Here is a 24,874-nt window from a genome sequence, read left to right as displayed (position 1 = left end):
TTAGTGTGATTGCACTGATTATATTGTTTATTTTTTTATATCAGCATAAACTGAATCGGCACTTTTTTCTTCGGGTTTAATTTTAACACCATCTTTTAAAGATTGAAAACCCTCTAAAACTACCTTATCACCTGCTTTCAAGCCCTTGGTTACCACGTAGAATTTATCCTTTGCCAAATCCATAATCTGAATTTCTGTGCTGATAATCTTTGCTGAATCGCCTAAAACGTAAACAAATTTCTTACCCTGTAAATCGATGGTAGATTTTTGGGGAACTAAGATTGCATTCTCAACTTTCTGAGGAATTCTAACCGATGCACTTCCGCCAGATTTTAATAAAGAAATTGGATTTGGGAATGTTGCCCTTAAACTTGCTGAACCTGTAGCCGTATTAATTTGACCATTAATCGATTCTATTCTTCCATTTTGAGCATATACATTTCCATCAGCCAATACTAAACTAACCGCTGGAATATTCTTCATTTGCTGCGCCAATGTATTTCCCTTGTAAGTTTTAGAAAAATCTAAAAGCTGTTTCTCGTTAAGTGAGAAGTAAGCATAAACCTTAGAAGTATTTGAAACAGTAGTTAAAGGTTCGGTACTTGAACTGCTTACCAAACTCCCTGTTCTAAAAGGGATGCTTCCAACCACACCATCAACCGGACTGGTGATTGAAGTATAGCTTAAGTTCACTTGTGCATTTGCTAAAGATGCTCTCGCTTGTGCTAAAGCTGCTTTTCTGCTTTGCAAAGTCAATTGCGCAGCATCTAAATCATATTTGCTGATGATGTCTTTCTCTACCAAAGGTTTAGTTTTGTTTACCTGCAATTGTGCTGCGTTAACGTCTGCCTCAGCGCTGCTGATGGCTGCTCTTGCAGTTCTAACTTCTTGCTCGTATTGAGGAGCCATGATGGTGAAAAGCAATTGACCTTTTTTAACAACGGCACCCTCATCTACCAAGATTCTTTGGATGAAGCCATCTACCTTTGGGCGGATATCGATGTTTTGTATACCCTCGATAGTTGCAGGGTAATCTGAATTTAATTCTGTTGTTTGCGCATTAACGGTGAAAACCGGGTAGGCTTGTGGGCCAGCTGCTGCTGCGGCTGCCGCTTTTTTAGCATCGTCGTTACCTCCACATGATGCTAAAATCATAGCAATGCTGATACTGAAAAAGAGAGTTGTTACTTTTCTCATGGACTATTCTTGTGTGTGTTTAAATTTAATTTCCGGGGTTGAAAGCATATTCCAATTATTGGATTTGGATTCTGCGATTTCTGCCCAAAAATAGCGCCTAAAAAAAATTAAAGCTGTCCAATTTCTGTCATTTAATCAATCGATTGATTTACTTTATGTTGATGAATGGTCATTAAGGCCTTTAAATGATTGTTTTAAAGTGTTTTAAGCAAGATTAGTGATGATAATTTTGGTGTGTAAATTAATTGCGACAGATGTTAAATGCTGTTAAATAATAAATTAATTGTAGTGTTAACAGCCTAATATGTTCGCAAAATCAGCCAATTTATAGGGGAGTTAGTGTAGAAATTACACTTTTGATAAAATGAATGATTTATATAAACCCATTATGAGAAATCATGAGGGAAACAGACCTTTGTACCTAAACTCGACAGCAGCGGCAGCTCCCGATTTTTTATCGGGACTACAGCGAATGGTGAGACTGTGATTTCCGATAAAAAGCTGAGCGTTGATTTCCAAAAAATATATAATGTCCTTTTGTTAAAATAATTAAACCTTACGGATGATTACGCTACATCGCCCTCAAAAACCAATTTTGCCGGACCGCATAAAAATACGTTGGTAAATTTATGACCATTGTAATCGAATTCTATTTTAATATCGCCACCTAAAACTTTAATATCTGTATTAATATGGCCGATTTGATTTTTGTATTTCGCCATCGCCATTGCAACCGCCGTAACGCCTGTTCCGCAAGCATAAGTTTCATCCTCAACGCCACGTTCGTAGGTGCGGACAAATAAATGGTCGCCATTATCTTCTACAAAATTTACGTTGATGCCTTTTTCGGTGTAAGTAGAATTGTAACGGATGTTTTTTCCGTTAGTGAAAACATCGAAATCTTTTAAATCGCTTTGAAAAGCCACATAGTGAGGCGAACCGGTGTTTAAAACAAACGCATCGCCATCATTGGTTATGGTATCAACATCAATCATTTGCAAATCTACCCAATCGCCATTTTCTGAAATTCTGGCATAATGCGGTCCATCAACTGCCAAAAAGTTAGTTTCCTTATCGATGATTCCCAAGTGTTTGGCAAAAGCAACGATGCATCTTCCACCGTTTCCACACATGCTGCCTAATTTGCCATCTGCATTAAAATAGTGCATCTCAAAATCGTAATCCTCATGCTTGGTAACGAACATCAAACCATCAGCTCCAATGCCAAATCTGCGGTGGCAAAGTTGCTCTATGAGGTTATTATCAAAGTTTTTTAATGGACTCATGGTATGGTCTATCAAAATAAAATCGTTGCCTGCGCCTTGGTATTTAAAAAAATTGATTTTCATTTAATCTTCATTATTTAATGCAATATTTGAGTTGCAAATGCGACTTCGTAATTAATGTTTTTTAATTTAACATTTTTTAACACAGGTTGAAGTGCTTTGGAGATACAAATATCGTTTATATGGTATTAAATTTGAATAAACTTACGAAAGAAAATTTGAGCAGATAAAAACTGCCTGAGCAATCTGCTTAAATCAAAGTGCAAAATTGCTCTAGCGACCTTTACAAATTAACGAACGAATATTACAAACAAACAAATAGCTAGCAATAATGCTTGTAATAGTCAGGGGATTTTAAAAAATAATCAATAATCACATGAAACCATAAAAAGCTGACAGAATCAATAAACATCGCTTTTAATAGCTTCATGACCATTAAAAAACAATATACAAACACATGAAACCATCAAAAGCTGACCCAAATAATTAAAACAAAGCTTTTGATAGCTTCATGGCAATTAAAAAACAATATACAAACACATGAAAAAAATATTAGGAATTACCTTGTTAGCTGCTTTTATAGGTGGAGCAGCAGCAATTGGAGGTTACAAACTATTTGAGGGTAACCAAATAGGCAGTACAATTTCTGAAAAACAGAATTTATATTTCGCCAATAACCCGTTAAAAGTATCATCTGCAGGCACTGCCGATTTTACGCAGGCTGCAGCTGCGGTTGCACCAGGTGTGGTCCACATTAAAACAACTTATGCTGCAGCAGGAAAAAGCGAAAGGTCATCTCCGATGGATATGATGGAAGATTTCTTCGGTGGTGGCGGACGCCAAATGCAACGTCAACCAAGAGCAGCTTCGGGTTCAGGTGTAATTATTAGCCAGGATGGTTATATCGTTACAAACAACCATGTGGTAGAAAATGCAGAGAAAGTAGAAGTTATTTTAACTGATAGACGTAAAGTTGAAGCGAAAGTTATCGGTCGTGACCCGAATACGGATTTGGCTTTAATTAAAGTAAATGCCACAAATTTACCAGTTGTAAAATTCGGTAACTCTGATAATGTTCAAGTTGGTGAATGGGTTTTAGCAGTAGGTTTCCCGTTAGATTTAAATACAACTGTAACCGCTGGGATTGTGAGTGCGAAAAACAGAAGTATTGGTATTATTGGTCGTGAGCAAGAAGGTGCAGAAATTACTGAAGAGGAATACCGTGAGTACCAACGTACAGGTAAGAGACCAGATCGACCTGCAAATACAAGTATAGAATCGTTTATTCAAACTGATGCTGCGATTAACCCAGGTAATAGTGGTGGTGCTTTGGTAAATGCTAACGGAGAATTGGTTGGTATTAACTCTGCAATTGCTTCGCAAAGTGGTTACAATCAGGGTTATGGATTTGCAATTCCTGTAAATTTAGCTCGTAAAGTTGTAGATGATTTTATGAAATACGGTTCGGTAAAACGTGGTTATATCGGCGTTAGTTTCGTTCCCTTAAGTGCAGATAATCCTGCTGAAATAAAATCGAATGAGGTTAGCGGTTTATACGTTAATGATGTTGTAGCCGGCGGCGGCGGTGCTGCTGCAGGTATAAAAGCCGGAGACGTAATTAAGAAAGTTGATGGTGTTGTAATTAACGATTCGCCAGATTTACAAGAAAGAATTGGTCGTTTAAATCCTGGCGATAAAGTGAAATTGAGTGTGTTGAGAGCTGGTGAATTAAAAGATTTCACAGTAACCTTAAAGGGTGAATCTAGCGTTGGGATTTCATCAAATACCGCAGCAACCAAAAGTGTTGAAGTTTCTAAATTAGGAGCAACATTTGTACCTGCAACGCAAGCTCAAAAATCTAAATTTGGTATTAATAGCGGTGTTGTGGTAAGTTCTGTAACCACAGGAAAAGCTTTCGATAACATTGGTGTTGAGAAAGGTTTAATTATTACTAAAGTGAATGGTCAGCCTGTAAATTCTGTTGGTGATGTTCAAAAAGCGTTGCCTCAAACCAGAAATAATATGGTTTATATGTCTGGAGTGAGCGAACAAGGAACATTTAATTTCAGTTTCCCTGCACAGTAATTAATTTGAAAAATAGTTTGGAAAAGGGTCCCGATGCAAATCGGAACCCTTTTTTATTTTCCGTCATTGCGAGGTACGAAGCAATCCTAAAAAGATAGCAATTCAATAACCCATCGCATTAATTGCTTCGTGACTCGCAATGACGACCGCTTTATAAAAGTTCAGCAACTCGTTTGTTAGTTCTGAGCACAATTTAAAGTTTCCTAAACCTGACAAAAGCGAACACGAAAGCCGAATTAAGCATTTGTTTCTATTTTGTTATAGGAATGCTTGCTTGTTGCACAGGTTTCTTTCGGCTAAGTAAAGCGGTTGGCAGGACTTTCGGGGCCGAAATGCACAGAAACCTGCTTTTCAAATCCTTTTATTTCTGTAGGCTGAAAAGCGGTTAAATTAAAGCCTGACCGCAATGAGACTGATTGTCCATTCGTCATTTCGAGCAAAGCCGAGAAATCTTTTAAAGTCGGAAATGCCTTTTAAAAGGTTCAAAGATTTCTCCATTTCAGTCGAAACGACGATTGAATTGATGTTCCAAATCATTTTTATTTCCCTAACATGAAGCGATTTACGCAATTGACTCGTTTTGTTAAAGAAACATGTTCATACTAAATTCATAAACACGTTTTAGTTTCGCATTTACCGATTGATCATCAGTGTTTACAGACACTTAACTAGTTAATGAATTTTATTATTTCATATTTGAACCAGCAATTAGAACCGAATATTATGGCTTTAGCTTACATCAACCTCAGCTCGAAACAATATTTCAATTTCATGTGCATAACAGATTTTGAGCGCAGAATTTTTCACGATACTTATAAGGAATTTCAAAGGAAATCGAAAATATACAGTTTAGGGCAAAGCTTGCACACGTTTTCGCAAATGTGTTTGGCGAATGAAAAAGCAAATTCTTTGCATCAAAAGCTTCATTATTCGGTGATGAGTACTATAGAAGCTTTAGAAAATAAAATGCCTTTGCTTAGTGATATGAATGGTAATTCGGTTTTATTTGACTGGGCAGAGCTTCATATTTATGCTTCAGATTTAATGAATAAAGCCGGCCATGTGGTTTCGATTAACTATACAAGCCCGAAATTGGTTTTGCATGAAATTGTAGGCGATTTATTGATTTTAAGTTATGATGTTAGAGGTAATTTCAATGAAACATTTATGGTAAAAATGACGGATGATTTAGTTGTAAATTATGATAAAGTGCAGGAACGGGAGGCAAGTATTTGCTAATTTCTTGCTATTTTTAAGTAGCAATAGTTCGTTTTTGCAAAAAATTCAATCGATTTATAACGTTTGCGAGAATTTAATTATTGAGGAAAATGCCCCTCAATTGCAAGCAAATCAATATTATTAATCAATTATTTAGAATTTAAAAATAAAAAAGTGATTAATAGGTATTTAAGTCTATCTTTGGAGCAAATTAAAATACAATATAATGCAACAAGGAACAGTAAAATTTTTTAATGAAACTAAAGGTTTCGGATTCATCACTCCATCTAATGGCGATGCCGAAATTTTTGTTCATGCTTCAGGCTTAATCGACAACATTCGCGAGAATGATACCGTAAACTACGATGTAGAAGAAGGTAGAAAAGGCCTAAACGCGGTAAATGTTAAAGTAGCTTAAGAAAACTCGAACACATAAATCGTAAAAAGTCCCGATGCAAATCGGGACTTTTTTTGTGGGATGAATTTTAAAATTTTAATCAGGAATGATTTTTTTGGGGATTACTTTCTAGTACACTCAACTGTAGCACCAGGGTTTTGATTACGAAAGTTTGCCTCAGCATTAGCTACATCTCCTGAACTTCCGCATTCTTCCATGTTGCTAGTAGTTATTGTACCAGCATTACCTACTGTAACAGCAGTACGTGCCGTACAAGTAGTACAAACGTTCTGATCTTTTTTACCACAAGAACTGATAAATACAATCGATAAAAGGCATGCTGTAATTCCCATTGCAACATTACGAAAGGTGATTTTTTTTAAATTCATGATGATTTAAGTCTTTGTTTTCCGATTAATAATTTGTTGCAAAGATAAACTTTTTGGTAATTTATTAACTTAAATATTTGTTTTTTAATGCCTTGAGTTGTTTGAAAGGGACTTTTATGTCAATTATTTTTGAATCGGGCAACCCCAGCCGTCGTAATAACCATTGAATTGTTTTGCCTTTTTTGAAAGTTCTATGGTACAATCATCAATACTATTTTGATCAACAGGATCAACTCTGGTAAGGTGCAAAGTGTAACTGAAATCGCTATCATCCCTTTTATCTTGGTTTTCGATTGAAAACTTGGCATCTTCAACTGCCTTTATAAAACCTAAGCGGTCGGTTTCTGTAGTAAAATACAGATAGTGATCTACCTTTCGAGGAAGCTCGTTTTTATCCTGATGTTCTGCCAAATTATCTAAAACCCGTCGATTCAACATGCTTTGGTATTGGCTAGGTAAAGGATATAAGAAATTAAGATAGCCGCCCCATTCAGTATCTTCCTTTACACCGAAATCGTATTCATAATTCGGATAAGCAACCATAACTTCTGAAATGGTTTTATCAAACAAAAGGCTATCACTGAAATAGAAATATAAATCACGATGACCATTTGATGTTAAGCGCCCAGGATATACGCAATCAAATTTTTGTGTTAATCCGTTAACCAAGTTGTCTTCAATTTCATAAAGCTTTTCGCTTTCTTCTGATGATGACAAACCGTCTTCCCGCGAATTGTTCATTTGAATCGAGATCCATACCAAGCTCCCCATGTCGTTTATTGGTGCGATGGACTTAAGGCCAAGGTCGACCAGGATAGGGCCTAATTTATCATCAACATTAGTAAAATAAGTATCCCACTCTTCCTTATGTAGAGGGTGTTTTGGTATTTCAGTTTGTTGTTTGTTGCCAAATAAATTTTTAAATAATCCCATAATTAAAAAGGTTAGATTATTAATTAGCTATGCTTGAGTTCGTTTCTCATTCCATTTAATGATATAACCAACAATTCCAAAAAACATAAGGGCAAGTGGAACAAGCCAACGTGTAAAGCCTGTATTAACTTGGGCAGGTGCGAAATGTAAAATGTCGTTGGCAATTAGAATAGCAGCCAGAATTAAAAAAAGAAACGGGTAACGTGTAAATAATCTCTTCATTTTGTTATTTTGAAATTAAAAATCTAAGTCGAGGTTTTTCCTCAATAAGTTTTGGGATCAAAAAATGAATAGGGATTTGCAAACAATGGTTTGCTTCAGCTAAAATATAAATTTTATGGTGGAAATAAAATGATTTAAAAAATTGTTCCTTATCACCATTGGATTGCAAAGATTAGGTTACGCTGTTTGATGAAATGATCATGGTAAAAATAATTTCTACACCAAGTGCTACGGTGATAAAAGAAAGCATAAATAATCTAAACACTTTCAGTTGTTAGCAATATAGCTTTAGAATGTTTCTAAATAAATGTTTTATCGTCGTTTTGTCATAATCGTTTATAAATTAAACTCATAATTAGATACTTTTGCAAGAAATTTAGATATAAATCCTAATCAAATGAGTGGTTTCGGAAATGCTTTTTCCTCTTCTATCGGAAAAAAATTTATAATGGGTGCAACGGGAATATTCCTGATACTCTTTTTAATTGTACACTGTGGTATTAATGCGTTGATTTTCTTAGATGACAACGGTTTAACATTTAACATTGGTGCTCATTTTATGGCTACCAATTGGATTATCAGAGCTGGCGAGGTTGTTTTAATGCTTGGTTTGCTTGTTCACATTTTTCAGGCTTTACGGTTGACTATTGAAAATAGAAAGGCTAGGCCTGTAAAGTATGCGGTGAACGATGGTAAGGCTAACAGTAAATGGTACAGCCGTTCAATGGGCTTGTTGGGTACTTTATTATTAATTTTCTTAGTGGTTCACCTAAAAGATTTTTGGGTAGTTTCTCGTTTCACAGGAATTCCAACTGTTGATGCAAACGGTCATGAAGATTTGTATGCGGTAATGAAAGATAAATTCCAGGATCCTGTTAGGGTTGGTGTTTACATTTTAGCGATGATCTCTTTATGCTACCACTTACTACACGGTTTTGCATCTGCGTTCCAAACCATGGGCTGGAATCATTCAAAATACAACGGTATAATTAAGGGTGCAGGCGTTTGGTATTCGATTATTATTTCGATTGTATTCGCAGCGATGCCGATCGCAATTCACTTCGGTTTTATTAAATAATTTTAAGCACGAAAGATATGTCAGATATTAATTCAAATATACCGGAAGGCGAATTAACCAATAAATGGACAAAATTCAAGTCATCCGTGGCTTTGGTTAATCCATCGAATAAAAGAAGTATTGAGGTAATCATTGTAGGTTCAGGTTTGGCGGGTGCTTCGGCGGCAGCTACTTTAGCCGAGATGGGTTACAAAGTAAAGTGTTTTTGTTTTCAGGATTCACCTCGTAGAGCGCACTCAATTGCTGCTCAGGGTGGTATTAATGCAGCAAAAAACTATCAAAATGATGGCGATAGTACTTATCGCTTATTTTACGATACCATTAAAGGTGGCGATTATCGTGCCCGCGAAGCCAATGTGCATCGTTTGGCTGAGGTAAGCGCTAACATTATAGATCAATGTGTGGCTCAAGGTGTTCCTTTAGCCCGCGAATACGGTGGTTTGTTAGATAACCGTTCATTCGGTGGTACACAAGTTCAACGTACTTTTTACGCTGCGGGTCAAACTGGTCAGCAGTTATTATTAGGTGCATATTCTGCTTTAGAACGCCAAATTGGTATGGGTAAGGTAGAAATGTACACTCGCCATGAAATGCTTGAGGTTGTAAAAATCGATGGTAAAGCTCGTGGTATTATTGCCCGTAACTTAATTACAGGTGAAATTGAGCGTCATTTCGGCCATGCTGTGGTTTTAGGAACAGGTGGTTACGGAAACGTATTCTATCTTTCTACCAATGCAATGGGTAGTAATGTTACAGCGGCTTGGAAAGCGCACAAACAAGGTGCTTACTTTGCAAACCCATGTTATACGCAAATTCACCCAACTTGTATTCCGGTTTCCGGAGATCATCAATCTAAATTAACCCTGATGTCTGAGTCGTTACGTAACGACGGACGTATTTGGGTGCCTAAAAAGAAGGATGATAACCGAAAAGCTTCCGAGATTCCTGAAGATGAAAGAGATTATTATTTAGAGCGTCGTTACCCTGCTTTCGGTAACTTGGTTCCTCGTGATGTTGCATCTCGTGCTGCTAAAGAACGTTGCGATGCAGGTTACGGTGTTGGTACTTCGAAACTTGCCGTTTACTTAGATTTTAAGGCAAATACAGAACGTTACGGAAAAATCGAAGCTTCTAAAGCTGGTATTCATAATCCTGATAAAGAAACTTGCATGCGCTTAGGTACTGCGGTTGTTAAGGAGAAATATGGTAACCTGTTCGATATGTACGCACAGATTACTGGCGAAAATCCTTACGAAACACCAATGCGTATTTATCCTGCTGTTCACTATACAATGGGTGGTTTGTGGGTTGATTATAACTTAATGACATCTGTTCCTGGTTTATACTGTACAGGTGAGGCTAACTTCTCCGATCATGGTGCCAACCGCTTAGGTGCATCTGCTTTAATGCAAGGTTTGGCTGATGGTTATTTCGTTCTTCCATATACAATTGGTGCTTATTTATCGAAAGAAATTTCGGTAAAGGCAATTCCAACTGATCACCCTGCGTTTGTAGAGGCTGAAGAAAGGGCAGTTGGTATTTTGAATACTTTAATCAATATTAAGGGAACTAAATCAGTAGATCATTTCCACAAGCGTTTAGGCCATATCATGTGGGAAAAATGTGGAATGGCTCGTAATGCAGAAGGTTTAAATCAGGCTATTGCAGAAATCAGGGCTTTACGTGCAGAATTCTGGAGCGATGTTCGTGTTCCCGGAACGGCAGATGAGTTAAACACAGAGTTAGAGAAAGCAGGTCGTGTGGCCGACTTTATCGAGTTAGGAGAATTAATGTGTATTGATGCATTAGATCGTAACGAAAGCTGTGGCGGTCACTTCCGTGAAGAGTATCAAACTGAAGAAGGGGAAGCATTACGTGATGATGTTAATTATGCATACGTTGCCGCATGGGAATTTAAAGAAGGTGTAAACTTCGAGCTTCATAAAGAAGAGTTGAAGTTTGAAAATATTAAAGTAGCACAAAGAAGTTATAAATAGTAGCAACTTAAATATCAAGTAGCTAGTATCAAGTATCAAGACGGTTTGCAATCTTGATATTTGATACTCAAATCTTGATACCATTTTTGATACTTAAATCTCAATATCATGAGTACAGGAAATATGAACTTAACGCTAAAAGTTTGGCGTCAGAAAAATAACAAAACTGCAGGTGCTTTGGTTGATTATAAATTAGCCGAAATTTCACCGGATATGTCTTTTTTGGAGATGTTCGATGTGTTAAACGAGCAGTTAATAAACAAAGGCGAAGAACCTGTTGTGTTTGACCACGATTGTCGTGAAGGTATTTGCGGTATGTGTTCAATGTTTATCAATGGTCGCCCGCACGGACCAAAAGATTTAGTTACCACATGCCAGTTGCACATGCGTTCTTTCAAAGATGGCGATACCATCGTTGTTGAGCCTTGGAGAGCTGCTGCATTTCCGGTAGTGAAAGATTTAACTGTAGATCGTTCTGCCTTTGATAGAGTTATTGCCGCCGGTGGTTTTATTTCGGTAAACACAGGTAATGCTCAGGATGCAAATAACCTGCCTATCCCTAAAATGCAAGCTGATGCTGCTTTCGAAGCTGCTGCTTGTATTGGCTGCGGTGCTTGCGTTGCAACTTGCAAAAATGCATCTGCAATGCTATTTGTTTCTGCTAAAATATCTCAGTTAGCTTTATTGCCCCAAGGTCAGCCAGAGCGTTACCGCCGTGTACAAAGCATGGTGGCGCAAATGGATGCAGAAGGTTTTGGTAACTGTACAAATACAGGTGCTTGTGAAGCAGAATGTCCTAAGGGAATTTCTTTAGAAAATATTGCCCGTATGAACCGCGATTTCGCTTCTGCTAAATTTATTTCGGAAGAAACGGTTTAAAAGTATACTGTGCGTTCAGTTTAACTACTGGATTCTTGAGCCTCAAACCTAGTTTGGGGCTTTTTTTATGGATGATAATCTGCTTAAGGTTTTACCGATTTAATGACTAGTATTTTGCATTATTTTAATAATATTAATTGTTATGAAAACATACGAAAGTAATTTTTTAGAAATCGAAACCTAGCACAATAAACAAGCTTCAAAATAAAAGTTTGCGAAACTTGCAATAATCTTATGTTAGCATATCAATTAATTATCTTTTTAGAAATTTTATTCTGTAAAATTTGTATATGCATTAAAAATTTTATAAATTTAGTGTTCCGAGACAGGAGAGAAAACATAAAACCCCGACTAATTTTAGCTGGGGTTTTGTGGTTTTATTTTTTATAGTTTATCGCTGTTATAGAGCGAAGTTAACGTTGAAGCGATACATCACTCTAACAGGTTTACCGTTTTGAATACCTGGGCTCCATTTTATTGAATTCGAAACTACTCTAATTGCTTCTGCATCTATATCTTCCCTTACGCTATTAATCACCTTAACATCTTTTAGTTGACCATCTTTTTCAACTACAAAGCTTAAAACTACATTTCCAGAAACACCGTCTTTTTTTGCTTGTTTGGGGTATCTAACATTTCTGCTGATGTATTGATAGAAATTTTTCAAACCACCAGGATATTCTGGTTGCTTTTCTATAGACAAAAAAGCAAATTTTTCCTTAGCCAATGAATCAACGTGAAACTCGGTTTTAGTTGTTGAATCTTTTTGTGCTGATGCAGTAAATGCAATGCAAAATAAAATTGATGCTAAGAGGTAATTTTTCATTTTCAAATATATTGCGATTAAAATAAATACGCAAAGTATAGCTAGGAATTATCTTAGCGGCCTGCTGAAACATAAAAACCCCAGCTATTTTTGCTGAGGTATTATGCATGTATTAACTAATATTAACTTTGTGCTATAATGTCAACCTATCAAGTAATTTAAACAATAGTAAAACTGATTGGCAGCACATATTTAGCTCTTTGAGGGCTTCCGTTATCACCAATTGCTGGATTCCATCTCGGTGATAATTTAATTACCCTTAGCGCTTCTGCATCCAATTCTTTGCTTACACCTTTGGTAACTTCAATATTCGAAAGTCTTCCATCTTTTTCAACATAGAAAGATACGAATACCTTCCCTTACATTTTATCCTTTTTAGCTTGTTCAGGATATTTTACATTTTTCGCTAAATAAGAATATAATTTGGCTTGACCTCCAGGATATTCTGGAAATTTTTGATTTGCCTTTTTTACATTTGCTTTTTTCTCTGTGCCTTTTGGAGAAAGGCTAAAATTAACAGCGATGTTATATTTTACTCTAACTGCTTTTCCTTTTTGTATCCCGGGATTCCATTTTGGGGAGTTCTTTATAACCCTAATCGCTTCATTATTGGTTTCTTCGGTAAGGCCTCTAATTACTTCGATACCGCTTAAAGTTCCCTCTTTTTCTACTACAAATGTTAAGAAAACCTTTCCTTGAGTTTTAGCAACTTTTGCTTTGTCGGGATATTTGATTTCTTTCCCAAGGTACTCATAGAATTTCTGCATCCCACCTGGAAAGTTGGGCTGCTTTTCAATTGAAACAAAATCATAAATTTTCTCCTGATCCTGTGCCTTTGCTGGATTTAATAACATGGCAAAGCCCATTAGGGCTAAAAAAATTAGCTTTCTCATTTTTATATAATAAAATTTTTAAATTAATTAATCTTCCTTTGGAAGTGGTTTGGGTTTTTTAGTGGTAATGATGATCACTCCGTTTTCGGCTTTTCCACCATATATATTATCTTTATCAGCTTTGTCCTTTATAACATTTACCGATTCGATGGTGTTCGGGTCTACATTCTTTACGTCTGCTACCTGCTTGCCGTCCAGTACATAAATTGGCTTTGCCTTGGGGTCTGTGTCCTTATACAACAGAAAATTTTTTATTGCTGGTTTATTATTGAGAGGGGTTGTATTTTTAGGGCGAGCATTTGGGTATATTTTTAAATTGGAAATGCTTCCTCCAGGTTTTAATGTAGAGTTGCCCTTAATTTTTGGCGTAATGCTTGAATTGAGTAGACCATTCTTTGTTTTTATCTCTACAACGCCACCAAAACCATCTACGCCATATTTCGCAATTGCTGTGCTATCTTTCCAAATAGTAATTGATTCAATATTATTTGGATCTATAGCATTTAAGGATGAAGTACCCTTAATATATTGTTTATTCCCATCAACAACTATAAGTGGCTCAGAGGTTGCCATTGAAGCGCTTTTTAGTCGTAAAGATGGCGTCTTTATACTATCAGCTTTTTGAGCAAAGCCATTTAGTGTAAACCCTATGGCTAGCATAAATATGATTATGTTTTTCATCGTACTATTTTTTTAAAACTTTTGTCTCAATTGAAGAGTTGGTAAGCTTTTGTCCATTTTAAGTTCAGTGTCTTCCATTTTTCTGAAGATGTTGTTTTTTGTGGTGATGATTAATACGCCATTTTTTCCCTTATCGCCATATAGACTGGTGGCTGAAACATCTTTTAACACACTAATCGATTGAATATCTCTATTATCAATCTTTGTGAAATCGAACCCATTTGCACTTTCTTTACCATTATAAACAACCAAACCCTCAAATTTTCCACCTTTGAATACGGTTGCTGTTTGTGTTGTTGAATAGGCTTTATTCTGTGAATTTTGCTGTTTAATAGAAATTCCGGTCAACTTTTCAGTTGAAGGTGGATCGTTATTTAAAGTGAAATTCACATTGATATTGTATTTTACACGAACGGCATTGCCATTAGAAATTCCAGGATTCCACTTTGGGCTTTCTTTAATTACTCTCACAGCTTCTTCATCTGTACCACTTCCGAGTCCTCGGGTTATAAGAACATCACTTAAAGAACCATCCTTTTCCACAATGAAACTCAGAAATACTTTTCCTTGAACATTATTTTCCTGAGCCATTTCAGGGTATTTAATGCTTCTGCCCAAATACTCATAAAACTTCTTTAGTCCCCCCGGAAACTCTGGTTGTTTGTCAATTGCTACAAAATCAAAAACATCATCATCTTTGTCGTTATTGCCAATTCCCGAACTTGTTTTTGAATAGGCAACTATGTTTATATCTGATAATTTAGTATACGATGGAACTGTAACTTTCTTTTGGTTTTTTATTTCTGATTTGTTGTTACTTAACCTAAAATTAACTTGAATACAATAATTTCCATTATTTGCATTTTTAAAGTTCTTAAAAGATAGGATTGTTTTCATTACTTCCTCATCACATCCATCACCGAGCGATAAAATGCTACTTAAATTTGTTACCTTATTATTCTTTAGGGTAAATTTAATCAAGGTGTTTCCTTGTAGGTTGTTATTTTGAGCTTCTGTTGGATATTTGATTGACCTACCAATAAATTTATAAAAAGTAGACCAGTTGCTATCTGTCTTAACTTGTGGTAAGCTTACGTTTTCCTTTGTGATAGTTTGGGCTACAAATTCTTCTTCGGGGTTAACTACTTCTTTTACCATTTCAATAGGCTTATCCAATGGAATTTGATCAGAAATTGAAATTAACCTTTCATTTTTACGCACCGTTGCAGAAGAGAATACAATCAGAATAGCAAATAGAGGGATGGAAATACCATACTTCATAATTGCTATTCTTTTTGAGCGTTCTTTTTGAAGCATAAAAATACGCTTCTTGATTAGTGATTTATCAAAAAAGCCATTGGTTAGTGTATTTGGGGAAATCCCAAAAGATTGGCTTAAAATCAACATGGCATATTCTGCTTTATCGCCCTGAAATTCGGCAGCTTGCTCATCGGCTAAAAACTCATGAATGTTCTTAATCGATTTTTTGTAGAAATAAATTATTGGATTTAACCAGGTAATTACGCCTAAAATCTCGAAGAATAACACATCTAAGGTATGCCATTGTTTAATGTGGGCTTCCTCATGTATATTAATTACATCCCTTTGAGGAAGATCTTTATCTACAATTTTGCTACTTAAAAAAGAAAAAGCCGAACCTGTTTTTGCATTGGAAATTAAGCTTCTTACAGCCATTAAGTTAAACACTAGCCTACACAAGAAAAACAAAATACCACCACAATAAATATAAACAAAAGCATTTGCCCAGTTAAAACCATTGCTGGTTTCGGTTACTATTGTGGCTTGTTGCAATACGGCATCCCAATTTACTGAGGTGTAAACTTGTTGTGCTGCGCTTTGCTGTGTTAGCCATTCTAAACGAATAAAAGGTATAGAAAGCGACAATGCTCCAGCTCCAACTAAGTAAAAGCGGTTTAGGGTAAAGTAGGTCTCCTTATCTAACAGTAATTTATAAAAGCCGTAAAAAACAATTAAGTATAAGTTTACCTGAAGTAGGTAGTGGGCAAAACTCATCTTGGTTTATGTTTAATTTTATTAATCATTTTTAAAATCTCATCCACATCACTCAAATCCAATTTCTCTTCCTTAACAAAGAAAGAAAACATACTTTCTACTGAATTTTCGAAGTAGTTGCCGAGAAGTTTTTCTGTAGCGTGGCGCTTATATTCTTCCTTGCTAATTAGAGGGTGGTATTGGTGGGCTTTTCCAAAAGCCTCGTGGCCAATAAAGCCCTTTGTTTCTAAAATCCTGATGATTGTTGAGACAGTGTTGTAAGCGGGTTTTGGAAAAGGTAATTCATCAATTACATCTTTAACAAATGCTTTTTCCAACTGCCACATCACCTGCATAATCTGCTCTTCGGCCTTGGTTAAATCTTTAATTTCCATAATAATTTGTAATAAGGATAGGGGCAAAATTTGTTGCCTTAATTAAAGTTAAAACTAATTATTTAGTTATGCAAGTTTTTGAGTTGTTTTTTTTTAAAATATTGAGTACAATCGAGATACTAACTGTCGGTGTATTTCAATCACTATAGTTTGTGGATTTTTAATTGTTTAAATAGAATATGTTTTACGGTATATTTTTTTAATATTTAAATAAATCATCCAGTTTATTAACTAAATTATGTACGCTCCAAACATTAAGCAAAAAATAAACGATGGCATATCCCAACTCGAAGCTATCGCAGATAAAATTCCAGCAGTAGTGCTATTGCACAATATAAAAGATGGTGCAGTGGTTTGGATTTCAAATACAGGTTTAAAGCAACTAAATATTTCCTTAGCTGAGATTACTAAATTAAGCGCAGAAGAATATTATGAAAGGTTTTTTAATGCCGAGGATGCAAAGGACTACGTGCCTAAAATATTAACCTTAATTGAAAACAACAATGACGAAGAAATTTGCACTTTTTTTCAGCAGGTTCGCTTTTCTGCAAATGGTGATTATAATTGGCATATGGCCAGTACAAAAATATTTTTGAGGGATGATGACGGCACCCCATTATTAACGATAACCACTGCTGTTCCTATAGATGCCATGCACCACATGGCTACGAAAGCATCTCGGCTACTGGATGAAAATAATTTTCTTCGTAAAAACTTTAAAACTTTCTCCACTTTAAGTGCTCGAGAACAAGAGGTACTTGGTTTAATGGCATTGGGGAAAAGTTCTATTGATACTGCTCAACAATTATTTATTGCCCAAAGTACGGTAGAAACGCACCGAAAAAACATTAAGCAGAAATTAAACACGAACTCATACTACGAACTTTGTGAGTATGCAAGGGCGTTCGACTTGATTTAACATAATGATTTAGTGGGCAAGATGTTATTTAAAGGTTAGCTGTAATTCGTTGAGAGAATGATAAGCAGATTAAATAAGAATTATTTCATTTTTGATTCCATACACCACCAAACCAGTACGAGATTTAATGTTAAGTTTAGCGAATAAGGATTCGCGATAGTTATCTACCGTTCGTGGACTCACATTCATTAAATCGGCAATTTCCTTATAGGTAAACTCTGTACTGCAATGTTGAAGAAAAGTTAATTCTCTTGCCGAAAAAATTGGTTTGGTATCGGCATCTTTCAAGGCCACTAAAAGCCTACCAGATACGACTTCATTTACATAAAAACCTTTTTCAACAATTACCTTAATAGCGGTTAACAATTCGGTAGGTGTAGATTCTTTTAGCATGTATCCTCCAGCACCAGCTTTAAGCATTCCAATAATTGCTTTCTCGTCTTCAAGCATGCTTAAGGCCAATACATGGATATGCGGGTAGTTCGCTTTAACCCACTTGGTAGCTGCAAAGCCATCCATTACGGGCATATTAATATCCATTAGAATTAGCTGAATTTGGGGTTTACTTCCTATTTTTGATTGAAGATCCAGGCCATTAATTGCCTCGAAACTGATGTCGATTTCTTCAAATTCCTCTAATAAGCTTGCTAATCCAGATCGGAAAAGCGTGTGGTCATCAACAATTGCAATAGAAATAGTAGGATGCTGCATATATATTAAGGATATGGGATTTCAATGGCGATAGACGTGCCTTTATTCAGTTTCGAATTTAGCACTAATTTTCCATTGATCATCTCTATTCGTTTGTAAATAGAGTTAAGTCCCATTCCAGTTTTTTTCTGCTTTTTCTCATCGTAGCTAAAGCCAATGCCATTTTCCTTTACCTTAAGATAAAGCGTTTCATGTGCATAGTAGCAATCGATTTCAATGTAACTGGCTTTTGCATGCTTAATAATGTTATTAATTATTTCTTGCAATAGCCGGAGTATAATTAAATCCTTATTTGGCGAGGCAACCTGCAAATCGAATAATTGATTACTCACCTTTAATTCGTAGGCACCACTTTTACTTAGCCAATTTATTTCCTGTTCTATGGCATGGCCAATGCCATTTTCTACAAGTTGTTCGCCATGTAATAACTTGGCAAGTTCTCTTAATTCTTTTATAGATTTGTTTACCAACGATAATGAGCTCTCTATTTTTTTGCCTGCTTTTTCGCTGTCGCCCAAATTTATGGAGTTTAAGGTTAAGGTGGTAAGGCTAAGCAATTGTCCAACATTATCATGCAATTCTGTGGCAATGGTTTGCATGGTTTGATCTTGAACCTCCACAAGAGTTTGCAGCATTTCTGCTTCGAATTTCTGCTTCATGGTTTCTTTTTCTAACACATGATTTTTTTTATGCCTCACGTAAGACCTAATATACATCACCAGAAAAAAAGGGACTAATAAGAAGATTAATGTTCCTACAGCTACTAAGATTGCAATTTGCGTTGTTTGGCTCTGCATATATAAGTGTATATCCAAATGCTACAAAGGATAATGTTAGTGATGTAAAAAATAATTAGGCGAAGAGGGAAATTTTTTAAGATTTCAAATTTAAGTATCCAATAAAATAGATTGCTTGTTGTTCCACCAAAGTAATAAAATAATACAGCTGTAATCCACCAAAATTCTGGGTGATATTTTAGTTCTACTACCCGCTCATCTTTCAGTAACAGGTAATAATAATATAAACAATAAGCTACAAATATTACCGACATTACGGTTACTGTAGTATTGGCGTAAGTAGTATAGCCATCTAAAATAGCATATGTAATAAAAATAGCATAACTAATCCCAAGGCCACCGAAAATCAGTGGCTTGGGATTAATGTATTCTTTTAAACAATGGTAGAGCCCATAAAAAATAAAGGCAACCTCAAGTAAAATAAAGCTATTGTACCACCAAATATTGTGAATGCTTTTAGATGATAGGTAAGATCCGTAAGATTCTGTTATTAGGGCAATGCATAAATAAGCAATATTTACCTTCCAAAACTTAATCTTATCTTTTGATAAGAGGAAAATTGCTGCTATCAAACAAAACAATTCAGCGATAATAATTGGTGATATTATTCGCATAGTTTAAAGTACTGCTCCGGCGCACATTGATGGACAAAGTTCGCCTCTATTGCCAATGTCATCGATATCATCTTCATGCTCCTCTGTTGGGTCGCCTAATGAATTCTTAAATCCTGCGGCATAAGTAGGCACCAATAATGCCGTGTTTCTTCCTTCAAACTCTTTAGGTAATCCATCAAGGGATTCTGCTGTGTACTGACCGAAATAAATTCTTAAGCCATCGTGCTTTCCATCACTTAGTGTTTTTGCAATTTCTAAAATTTGATCTGCTGGAAACCATACAGCTTTGGTATAAGATTTTGGGTATTTGCTAGCTTCACTTGCATAGGCACTTACCATATCTTTTGCAATTTCTACAGGGACATTTGTGTCGCCTTTTATTGGATTCATACTAATAGGGTTTGGTTTTTCTAAAAGTCGATATTAATATGTGTTCCTACAAATAGAAATCTGAAAATTATATACCGTAAAAACACCCTTTTATTTAGGGCGTTTTATGCTTGTCTTGTATTAGTCTCAGTACTTAATTTTGGTATTACAATAACAGATGTAAATGCTGTTGCTGCGAAATTAAGTTGTCTTATCTCGAAATTGATGAAGTGATTTGAGTGAAAACTCAAGAAGGGAGATCGTACAACTTGCCCTTAAACAATAGTACGTTTCTTTATTTTTTAATTCATCCTAAAATGATAAATAACATTTTACTTCATGAAAATCATGCATCGATAAGTGAAAGGGAAATAGAGATAGTCCAGCTTCTATCGATGGGCTATAATAGTAAAGAAATTGGTGAAGCCCTGTTTATTAGTGAGCACACCGTAAATACCCACAGAAGAAATATGGTAAGAAAACTTGATTTAAAAAATTCTTATCAACTCATTGTCTGGGCATTTAAAGAAAGAATATTATCCTTTTAGGGATTTAAAGATCCATATAATTACGTTTCTCTCTCAAACAATAAAGCCTGCCTTTTGAAGTCAAATTCAAAAAAGCAGGCTTTTGTTATTTTAATGATTTCTTATTATGGTCTTGCTGGTTGTGGCGCTGGTAATTCTTTTCTAGGGATTTGAGCTTCACGTTGCGAGGTATTGTAAACAAAGGATGCAATAATGGTTGCCGATTGTTTCAAATCATCCTCAACTAATCTATCGTAAGTATCCATGTTGCTGTGGTGCGTACGCGTGTTGTAATCAGCAGGATCTTGAATAAACTGAAAACCTGGAATACCAACCGCATCAAAAGCTTGGTGATCGGTACCGCCAGTATTATTTATAGTTATTGTAGTTGCACCAAGATCGTTAAAAGGGGTTAACCAGCTTTGAAAAATCGGTCCTGCAGCTTCATTGCCTTGCAAATAAACGCCACGGATTTTACCTGTTCCATTATCTAAATTGTAATAAGCAGAAATTTTCTTCTGATCTGGCGTTAAAACCATTGTTTTCGGGTCGCCGAAATGTTTGGCAACATAACCTCTCGAACCAAATAGGCCTTGCTCTTCCGAACTCCAAAGTGCTATGCGAATGGTACGTTTTGGTTTAAAATCGATGGATTTCAAAATGCGCATGGCTTCCATCATTACTGCAGAACCAGCAGCATTATCTGTTGCGCCCGTTGCGGCATGCCACGAGTCGAAGTGACCACCAATCATCACCAATTCATCTTTTAGTTTTTTGTCCGTTCCTGGGATTTCTGCAATAACGTTGTAACCCTGTGGATCTTGATCGTAAAATGAAGTTTTAATATCAGCCTCAACTTCTACGACCTTTCCAGCACGTAAAAGGCGTAGTATGTGAAGATAATCTTCAGCTGCAACTTCTAGCTCCGGAGAAACTGGTTTAGCATCTAAAGCGTAAGATGCGCCATTACTGGTGAAAAAGGTTCCTTGTCCACCACGAGCATAAGTTAAAATTAATCCCACTTTTTCTTCTACTAACATGGCGCTCATTGCAGCACGAACCTCACGCATTTTCATCATTTGTGCCATACGGTCTGCCATTGGGCCACCTGTTGGGCGTTGTCTTGCTCCACCAGCTGTTGGTTTTGCTGCTGCCATTTGTGCCAAGGTTGTATCGGCATAGCGAGAAAAATCTGCTTTAATACCGCTAGTAAGTGGGGTACCTTGATCCATCATTACAATTTTGCCAGCCAATTTGCCATTATATTTTGCCAAGTCGGCAACGCTATCGGCTTTAATTAGCACTACGGTAGATTTAATTGGGCCATTTGTGCCAGGTGTCCAAGCTTTGGGTGAAGCAATAATGGCATGGTAATAAGGTATTGTAGTTGCAGCATAATATTTATCTATCTGCCAACCTTTTCCAAAAGTTCCCCAAGCTTCGAGGTGCGCATTTTTTAAGCCCCAATCTGTAAGCTGTTTAACCGCCCATTCTTGCGCTCTTTTTAAGCCTGGAGAATTAGATAAGCGTGGGCCTGAAACATCAGTTAAGTTGAAAGCAATATCCATTGCCTTTGAATTTTCTAGTCCTTCTTTTCTAATTTTTTGAACCACAGCTGCATCTGGGGTGTCTTGAGCAAATGCAGAAAGGCATAGGGCGAAAGCCAATGCCGTAATTGTAAATCTTTTGATCATATTCTGAAATGTTGGTTGGTTGATTTTGATTAAAAGTACACTTTAGCCCGATGGGAATTGCTTTACAATGATATTTTTACATTGAAAGTGAGTTCTCCAATGTTAATTTGCGCTGTTCCTGAGGAGAAACAGTTTAAATAGCTTGATTTTAATCTATAAAAGTTGAACTTCATAATAACTTGGGCGTTTATTGATAAGTTTCTATTTTTTTGGTATCAATGAGCTCAGCAAAGCTTCGGTTTAACACGCTGTTCGCTCTATCTTTTTGGCAGAAAAAGCCAAAAAGGATGTCGCTTCCATCGTTAACGCTAGTAAATATCAAAAAAAGATAGCATAATTATGTTACCTGTACTCATCACTCAGGTAAGGTAAACGAAGTAATCTAAACCTTATTGAAACGAAAAGCCCGCATTCCAATTTAATCACTGTTTTAATGCTTGATTAACTTGCTTGCCTGTTGCACAGGTTTTTGGAAGCGGACTTGCAGTATAAAGAAGGACTAACCTTAAAATGAAATGCTGAAACTGCTTTTCAAAAAGATATGATAAATTATTTGATGCTCTTTTTGGTTACAATAAAATAACCGATAAGGAAAAATACAGCAGCATAAATTAAGCTTGTATAAATTTCTTGTGTAAATATTGGGAAATCTAGTGGATCGCCACCTTTTTTAACCTTGGTAATTCTTAAAGCTAACGTAGGCAAACTGTAGGGAATAAGGTAGGCGTATTTCCAGCCTACACTTGCGGTAATAATACCCATTATGGTACCTACAAAACCGATGCCCATTGGTTTAAGAAAATCACCCCAAACTAAACTGAGGATAAATTGCAGGGATAAAATACCTAATGATGAAAGGAATAATTTGCTGTAGGAATTAATTAGGATGGATGATGGATTGTATTGATTAAAGTTATATTCGGGAACTAAAACCTGTAACAAATAACCAAATGCGTAAGTTAACGTAGCAAATAAGAACAGGCAGATAAATATCAAAAATACGGCATAAAGATACTTGGCCGCATAAATGGAGAACTTGTTTAAAGGTTGTGCAAAAAGGGTTTTCCATGTGTCGTTTTTATGCTCGATGTTATTAACCGAAAAGGCCATGAATATAACATAGAAAGGCATAATAAGCATGCCCATTACGCCTAGTGCCGCACCGCTGTACTGTGCCCAAAGTACCATTGGTGGATAATGAAGATTTAGTACCTTTTCTGAGGTAGAGTAAAAACCGAAAGTGATTAATCCGCAAATGATAACCGGTAACAAAATGGCAGCCCAAAAGGCTAAGGTTTTTCTCGACTTGTAGAATTCTGAAACTAGAGATATGTATAAGGAGCGCATGTTAGTTGTTTTTTGTAATATCTAGGAATAGGTTTTCGAGATCTTTTCTTTTCTGGTAAAGGCTACTCACCGTAAATCCATTTTGAATAAGCAGCGTATTTATTTCGCCACTTTCTTTTGAGGATATGAAAGGGATTATAATTTTTTTATCGCTTTGCGAAGCAATTTCAAAGCCCGATTTGATTAGTAAGTTGCTTGCATTTTCAACTTGATCTACCTCGATTTCTAACATTGGCTTGCTTAACAAATGAAGTTCATCAATAGTGCCTTGAAATAATAACTGGCCTTTGTTAATGATGCCAACATGAGTAGCTGTTCTTTCTATTTCGGCCAATAAATGGCTAGATACCAATATTGTTTTTTGGTGTTTGGTTGCCAGCTCGACCATTAAGTTTCGAACTTCGATAATGCCGTTTGGATCTAGTCCGTTTGTAGGTTCATCTAAAAGCAACAATTCGGGATCTGAAACCAGTGCAAGGGCAATGCCTAAGCGTTGTTTCATTCCCAAGGAATATTTACTCGATTTTTTATTTGCTGCTTCTGTTAAGCCAACAAGTGCCAACATTTCATCGGCCTTGCTTTTTTTAATTCCTAAGAGTATGCAGCGATTTATAAGGTTTTCTCTGCCTGTTAGGTGCCCATAAATAGCGGGTTGCTCTACCAATGCACCAACACGTTTAAGCGTTGCAATGCGATTACTATTAATCTCCTTGCCAAAAACAAAAACCTGATCTGCCGGCGATTTTAATAAATTCAGCAGAATTTTTATGGTTGTTGTTTTTCCAGCTCCATTCGGACCTAAAAAGCCATAAATGCTTCCAATGGGTACTTGTAATGATAAATCTTTTACAATGTGCTGGTTGCCAAAGTTGAAATTTAAGCCTACAGTTTCGATCGCGTAATTGCTCATTCTTCTTATTTGAAAATGGCTGTTGCCTGTTTTACAATAGAAGTAGAAGCTTTAGCAGGTTTAACTACAATTTCAGCATCGTTTTGATTGGTGTTAACGGTAAGCGTTAAAATAATCATCATAAATACTGGTAATAATAAAAGTAAAAATGGCGAAGTGTTGGCTAACTTTTTCATGATCTGGTTATTTATGGTTGAGGCGATATTATTTTCATCAGCAATTAAAGCTGTGTTTTTTAAGTTAATGACTGCTGATGATTTCATAATTGTTTCGTTTTGATGATTCAAAGGAACAGAATGAAAACCTGCTGCTAAAATCTATTATACCAAGTGTTAAAGATTCTAGATCAACAGGCATTTTAGGCGTTTGTCGATAAATTATGCCATTTGGACGGTTGGTAGAAAAAAAATGCCCGTTGGTAGATTGTATACTTTTAAAATGTAAAGTTTATTTATTTTGGATGCATGAAAGCAAATGCCATTTATTTGTTCTCCAAT

26 protein-coding genes and 1 pseudogene are annotated in these 24,874 nt (G+C 36.1%); 8 read left to right on the top strand and 19 right to left on the bottom strand.

Annotated features, from left to right (window positions below; all coding sequences use genetic code 11):
• Positions 1 to 27 precede the first annotated feature (27 nt).
• Complete coding sequence (locus tag EZ449_RS01325; protein WP_131556147.1) at positions 28 to 1,197, bottom strand: efflux RND transporter periplasmic adaptor subunit; 1,170 nt, start codon at positions 1,195 to 1,197, stop codon at positions 28 to 30.
• Between the two features lie 566 nt (positions 1,198 to 1,763).
• Positions 1,764 to 2,546, bottom strand: a complete 783-nt coding sequence (gene dapF / locus EZ449_RS01320; RefSeq protein WP_131556146.1) for a diaminopimelate epimerase — start codon at positions 2,544 to 2,546, stop codon at positions 1,764 to 1,766.
• A 477-nt stretch (positions 2,547 to 3,023) separates the two neighbouring features.
• Between dapF and EZ449_RS01315 the strand changes: the two genes are divergently transcribed.
• From EZ449_RS01315 to EZ449_RS01305, 3 genes are all read left to right on the top strand, one after another.
• Positions 3,024 to 4,568 (top strand): trypsin-like peptidase domain-containing protein, encoded by a 1,545-nt coding sequence (locus EZ449_RS01315; RefSeq protein WP_205942918.1) that lies wholly within the window; start codon positions 3,024 to 3,026, stop codon positions 4,566 to 4,568.
• A gap of 675 nt (positions 4,569 to 5,243) precedes the next feature.
• Entirely contained in the window at positions 5,244 to 5,807 is a 564-nt protein-coding gene (locus EZ449_RS01310) for a hypothetical protein (RefSeq protein WP_131556144.1), read from the top strand.
• Positions 5,808 to 6,012: 205 nt separating this feature from the next.
• Positions 6,013 to 6,204, top strand: coding sequence for a cold-shock protein (locus tag EZ449_RS01305; RefSeq protein ID WP_010599638.1), 192 nt, complete (start codon positions 6,013 to 6,015; stop codon positions 6,202 to 6,204).
• A gap of 101 nt (positions 6,205 to 6,305) precedes the next feature.
• Here EZ449_RS01305 and EZ449_RS01300 read toward each other — a convergent pair whose 3' ends face one another.
• The 3 genes from EZ449_RS01300 to EZ449_RS01290 all read right to left on the bottom strand — a co-directional run bounded on the left by EZ449_RS01300 (position 6,306) and on the right by EZ449_RS01290 (position 7,727).
• The gene (locus tag EZ449_RS01300) at positions 6,306 to 6,536 is read right to left on the bottom strand and encodes a hypothetical protein (RefSeq protein ID WP_131556143.1); all 231 of its coding nucleotides are present in this window, start codon (positions 6,534 to 6,536) and stop codon (positions 6,306 to 6,308) included.
• Between the two features lie 159 nt (positions 6,537 to 6,695).
• The gene (locus EZ449_RS01295; RefSeq protein WP_131556142.1) at positions 6,696 to 7,505 is read right to left on the bottom strand and encodes a DUF695 domain-containing protein; all 810 of its coding nucleotides are present in this window, start codon (positions 7,503 to 7,505) and stop codon (positions 6,696 to 6,698) included.
• Between the two features lie 27 nt (positions 7,506 to 7,532).
• On the bottom strand, positions 7,533 to 7,727 hold the full coding sequence (locus EZ449_RS01290; RefSeq protein WP_131556141.1) for a hypothetical protein: 195 nt from the start codon (positions 7,725 to 7,727) through the stop codon (positions 7,533 to 7,535).
• A 397-nt stretch (positions 7,728 to 8,124) separates the two neighbouring features.
• Here EZ449_RS01290 and EZ449_RS01285 point away from each other — a divergent pair, with 397 nt between their 5' ends.
• The 3 genes from EZ449_RS01285 to EZ449_RS01275 all read left to right on the top strand — a co-directional run bounded on the left by EZ449_RS01285 (position 8,125) and on the right by EZ449_RS01275 (position 11,681).
• Positions 8,125 to 8,805, top strand: a complete 681-nt coding sequence (locus EZ449_RS01285; protein ID WP_131556140.1) for a succinate dehydrogenase cytochrome b subunit — start codon at positions 8,125 to 8,127, stop codon at positions 8,803 to 8,805.
• A 17-nt stretch (positions 8,806 to 8,822) separates the two neighbouring features.
• Entirely contained in the window at positions 8,823 to 10,802 is a 1,980-nt protein-coding gene (locus EZ449_RS01280) for a fumarate reductase/succinate dehydrogenase flavoprotein subunit (RefSeq protein ID WP_131556139.1), read from the top strand.
• 108 nt (positions 10,803 to 10,910) lie between these two features.
• Positions 10,911 to 11,681 carry a succinate dehydrogenase/fumarate reductase iron-sulfur subunit gene (locus EZ449_RS01275; protein WP_131556138.1) on the top strand — a complete coding sequence of 257 codons (771 nt, stop codon included), beginning with the start codon at positions 10,911 to 10,913 and terminating at the stop codon, positions 11,679 to 11,681.
• 400 nt (positions 11,682 to 12,081) lie between these two features.
• Here EZ449_RS01275 and EZ449_RS01270 read toward each other — a convergent pair whose 3' ends face one another.
• From EZ449_RS01270 to EZ449_RS01245, 6 genes and pseudogenes are all read right to left on the bottom strand, one after another.
• Entirely contained in the window at positions 12,082 to 12,507 is a 426-nt protein-coding gene (locus EZ449_RS01270; RefSeq protein WP_131556137.1) for an energy transducer TonB, read from the bottom strand.
• A 158-nt stretch (positions 12,508 to 12,665) separates the two neighbouring features.
• Positions 12,666 to 12,854, bottom strand: a pseudogene (locus tag EZ449_RS23430) (TonB family protein); the annotation flags it as partial.
• Between the two features lie 12 nt (positions 12,855 to 12,866).
• Positions 12,867 to 13,400: an energy transducer TonB gene (locus EZ449_RS01260; protein WP_131556136.1), complete on the bottom strand. Its 534-nt coding sequence runs from the start codon at positions 13,398 to 13,400 to the stop codon at positions 12,867 to 12,869.
• A gap of 27 nt (positions 13,401 to 13,427) precedes the next feature.
• Positions 13,428 to 14,081, bottom strand: a complete 654-nt coding sequence (locus tag EZ449_RS01255; RefSeq protein WP_131556135.1) for a TonB-dependent receptor plug domain-containing protein — start codon at positions 14,079 to 14,081, stop codon at positions 13,428 to 13,430.
• Between the two features lie 12 nt (positions 14,082 to 14,093).
• Complete coding sequence (locus EZ449_RS01250) at positions 14,094 to 16,115, bottom strand: M56 family metallopeptidase (RefSeq protein ID WP_131556134.1); 2,022 nt, start codon at positions 16,113 to 16,115, stop codon at positions 14,094 to 14,096.
• Positions 16,112 to 16,489 (bottom strand): BlaI/MecI/CopY family transcriptional regulator, encoded by a 378-nt coding sequence (locus EZ449_RS01245; RefSeq protein WP_131556133.1) that lies wholly within the window; start codon positions 16,487 to 16,489, stop codon positions 16,112 to 16,114. Before EZ449_RS01245 ends, EZ449_RS01250 begins: the two co-directional genes overlap by 4 nt.
• Positions 16,490 to 16,727: 238 nt before the next feature.
• Between EZ449_RS01245 and EZ449_RS01240 the strand changes: the two genes are divergently transcribed.
• Positions 16,728 to 17,408 carry a helix-turn-helix transcriptional regulator gene (locus EZ449_RS01240; protein WP_131556132.1) on the top strand — a complete coding sequence of 227 codons (681 nt, stop codon included), beginning with the start codon at positions 16,728 to 16,730 and terminating at the stop codon, positions 17,406 to 17,408.
• 69 nt (positions 17,409 to 17,477) lie between these two features.
• On the opposite strand, the gene EZ449_RS01235 is transcribed toward EZ449_RS01240, so the two are convergent.
• The 4 genes from EZ449_RS01235 to EZ449_RS01220 all read right to left on the bottom strand — a co-directional run bounded on the left by EZ449_RS01235 (position 17,478) and on the right by EZ449_RS01220 (position 19,920).
• On the bottom strand, positions 17,478 to 18,119 hold the full coding sequence (locus EZ449_RS01235) for a response regulator transcription factor (protein ID WP_131556131.1): 642 nt from the start codon (positions 18,117 to 18,119) through the stop codon (positions 17,478 to 17,480).
• A 5-nt stretch (positions 18,120 to 18,124) separates the two neighbouring features.
• Positions 18,125 to 18,778 (bottom strand): sensor histidine kinase, encoded by a 654-nt coding sequence (locus EZ449_RS01230; protein WP_165499665.1) that lies wholly within the window; start codon positions 18,776 to 18,778, stop codon positions 18,125 to 18,127.
• Between the two features lie 104 nt (positions 18,779 to 18,882).
• The gene (locus EZ449_RS01225; RefSeq protein WP_131556129.1) at positions 18,883 to 19,530 is read right to left on the bottom strand and encodes a hypothetical protein; all 648 of its coding nucleotides are present in this window, start codon (positions 19,528 to 19,530) and stop codon (positions 18,883 to 18,885) included.
• A gap of 3 nt (positions 19,531 to 19,533) precedes the next feature.
• Complete coding sequence (locus tag EZ449_RS01220) at positions 19,534 to 19,920, bottom strand: hypothetical protein (protein ID WP_131556128.1); 387 nt, start codon at positions 19,918 to 19,920, stop codon at positions 19,534 to 19,536.
• Positions 19,921 to 20,216: 296 nt separating this feature from the next.
• Between EZ449_RS01220 and EZ449_RS01215 the strand changes: the two genes are divergently transcribed.
• Positions 20,217 to 20,447, top strand: a complete 231-nt coding sequence (locus EZ449_RS01215) for a response regulator transcription factor (protein ID WP_131556127.1) — start codon at positions 20,217 to 20,219, stop codon at positions 20,445 to 20,447.
• Between the two features lie 104 nt (positions 20,448 to 20,551).
• On the opposite strand, the gene EZ449_RS01210 is transcribed toward EZ449_RS01215, so the two are convergent.
• The 4 genes from EZ449_RS01210 to EZ449_RS01195 all read right to left on the bottom strand — a co-directional run bounded on the left by EZ449_RS01210 (position 20,552) and on the right by EZ449_RS01195 (position 24,640).
• On the bottom strand, positions 20,552 to 22,120 hold the full coding sequence (locus tag EZ449_RS01210; protein WP_225872192.1) for a M28 family metallopeptidase: 1,569 nt from the start codon (positions 22,118 to 22,120) through the stop codon (positions 20,552 to 20,554).
• Between the two features lie 549 nt (positions 22,121 to 22,669).
• The gene (locus EZ449_RS01205; protein WP_131556126.1) at positions 22,670 to 23,467 is read right to left on the bottom strand and encodes an ABC transporter permease; all 798 of its coding nucleotides are present in this window, start codon (positions 23,465 to 23,467) and stop codon (positions 22,670 to 22,672) included.
• A 1-nt stretch (position 23,468) separates the two neighbouring features.
• Positions 23,469 to 24,377 carry an ABC transporter ATP-binding protein gene (locus EZ449_RS01200; RefSeq protein WP_131556125.1) on the bottom strand — a complete coding sequence of 303 codons (909 nt, stop codon included), beginning with the start codon at positions 24,375 to 24,377 and terminating at the stop codon, positions 23,469 to 23,471.
• A gap of 5 nt (positions 24,378 to 24,382) precedes the next feature.
• On the bottom strand, positions 24,383 to 24,640 hold the full coding sequence (locus EZ449_RS01195) for a hypothetical protein (RefSeq protein ID WP_131556124.1): 258 nt from the start codon (positions 24,638 to 24,640) through the stop codon (positions 24,383 to 24,385).
• Positions 24,641 to 24,874 lie beyond the last annotated feature (234 nt).

The sequence above is a fragment of the Pedobacter frigidisoli genome (assembly GCF_004331675.1).
In the GTDB taxonomy this organism is placed as follows: Bacteria; Bacteroidota; Bacteroidia; order Sphingobacteriales; family Sphingobacteriaceae; genus Pedobacter; species Pedobacter frigidisoli.
Note: the sequence above shows the minus strand (reverse complement) of the source record. Positions and strands in the feature narration are given on the sequence as shown.

Bases quoted from the DNA above. Each gene is read 5' to 3' on its own strand.
- dapF (WP_131556146.1), bottom strand. From the start codon at position 2,546: ATGAAAATCAATTTTTTTAAATACCAAGGCGCAGGCAACGATTTTATT.
- EZ449_RS01310 (WP_131556144.1), top strand. From the start codon at position 5,244: ATGAATTTTATTATTTCATATTTGAACCAGCAATTAGAACCGAATATT.
- EZ449_RS01250 (WP_131556134.1), bottom strand. From the start codon at position 16,115: ATGAGTTTTGCCCACTACCTACTTCAGGTAAACTTATACTTAATTGTT.
- EZ449_RS01315 (WP_205942918.1), top strand. From the start codon at position 3,024: ATGAAAAAAATATTAGGAATTACCTTGTTAGCTGCTTTTATAGGTGGA.
- EZ449_RS01240 (WP_131556132.1), top strand. From the start codon at position 16,728: ATGTACGCTCCAAACATTAAGCAAAAAATAAACGATGGCATATCCCAA.
- EZ449_RS01205 (WP_131556126.1), bottom strand. From the start codon at position 23,467: ATGCGCTCCTTATACATATCTCTAGTTTCAGAATTCTACAAGTCGAGA.
- EZ449_RS01275 (WP_131556138.1), top strand. From the start codon at position 10,911: ATGAGTACAGGAAATATGAACTTAACGCTAAAAGTTTGGCGTCAGAAA.
- EZ449_RS01305 (WP_010599638.1), top strand. From the start codon at position 6,013: ATGCAACAAGGAACAGTAAAATTTTTTAATGAAACTAAAGGTTTCGGA.
- EZ449_RS01285 (WP_131556140.1), top strand. From the start codon at position 8,125: ATGAGTGGTTTCGGAAATGCTTTTTCCTCTTCTATCGGAAAAAAATTT.
- EZ449_RS01325 (WP_131556147.1), bottom strand. From the start codon at position 1,197: ATGAGAAAAGTAACAACTCTCTTTTTCAGTATCAGCATTGCTATGATT.
- EZ449_RS01245 (WP_131556133.1), bottom strand. From the start codon at position 16,489: ATGGAAATTAAAGATTTAACCAAGGCCGAAGAGCAGATTATGCAGGTG.
- EZ449_RS01270 (WP_131556137.1), bottom strand. From the start codon at position 12,507: ATGAAAAATTACCTCTTAGCATCAATTTTATTTTGCATTGCATTTACT.
- EZ449_RS01255 (WP_131556135.1), bottom strand. From the start codon at position 14,081: ATGAAAAACATAATCATATTTATGCTAGCCATAGGGTTTACACTAAAT.
- EZ449_RS01235 (WP_131556131.1), bottom strand. From the start codon at position 18,119: ATGCAGCATCCTACTATTTCTATTGCAATTGTTGATGACCACACGCTT.
- EZ449_RS01195 (WP_131556124.1), bottom strand. From the start codon at position 24,640: ATGAAATCATCAGCAGTCATTAACTTAAAAAACACAGCTTTAATTGCT.
- EZ449_RS01230 (WP_165499665.1), bottom strand. From the start codon at position 18,778: ATGAAGCAGAAATTCGAAGCAGAAATGCTGCAAACTCTTGTGGAGGTT.
- EZ449_RS01225 (WP_131556129.1), bottom strand. From the start codon at position 19,530: ATGCGAATAATATCACCAATTATTATCGCTGAATTGTTTTGTTTGATA.
- EZ449_RS01300 (WP_131556143.1), bottom strand. From the start codon at position 6,536: ATGGGAATTACAGCATGCCTTTTATCGATTGTATTTATCAGTTCTTGT.
- EZ449_RS01200 (WP_131556125.1), bottom strand. From the start codon at position 24,377: ATGAGCAATTACGCGATCGAAACTGTAGGCTTAAATTTCAACTTTGGC.
- EZ449_RS01295 (WP_131556142.1), bottom strand. From the start codon at position 7,505: ATGGGATTATTTAAAAATTTATTTGGCAACAAACAACAAACTGAAATA.
- EZ449_RS01215 (WP_131556127.1), top strand. From the start codon at position 20,217: ATGATAAATAACATTTTACTTCATGAAAATCATGCATCGATAAGTGAA.
- EZ449_RS01280 (WP_131556139.1), top strand. From the start codon at position 8,823: ATGTCAGATATTAATTCAAATATACCGGAAGGCGAATTAACCAATAAA.
- EZ449_RS01220 (WP_131556128.1), bottom strand. From the start codon at position 19,920: ATGAATCCAATAAAAGGCGACACAAATGTCCCTGTAGAAATTGCAAAA.
- EZ449_RS01260 (WP_131556136.1), bottom strand. From the start codon at position 13,400: ATGAGAAAGCTAATTTTTTTAGCCCTAATGGGCTTTGCCATGTTATTA.
- EZ449_RS01290 (WP_131556141.1), bottom strand. From the start codon at position 7,727: ATGAAGAGATTATTTACACGTTACCCGTTTCTTTTTTTAATTCTGGCT.
- EZ449_RS01210 (WP_225872192.1), bottom strand. From the start codon at position 22,120: ATGATCAAAAGATTTACAATTACGGCATTGGCTTTCGCCCTATGCCTT.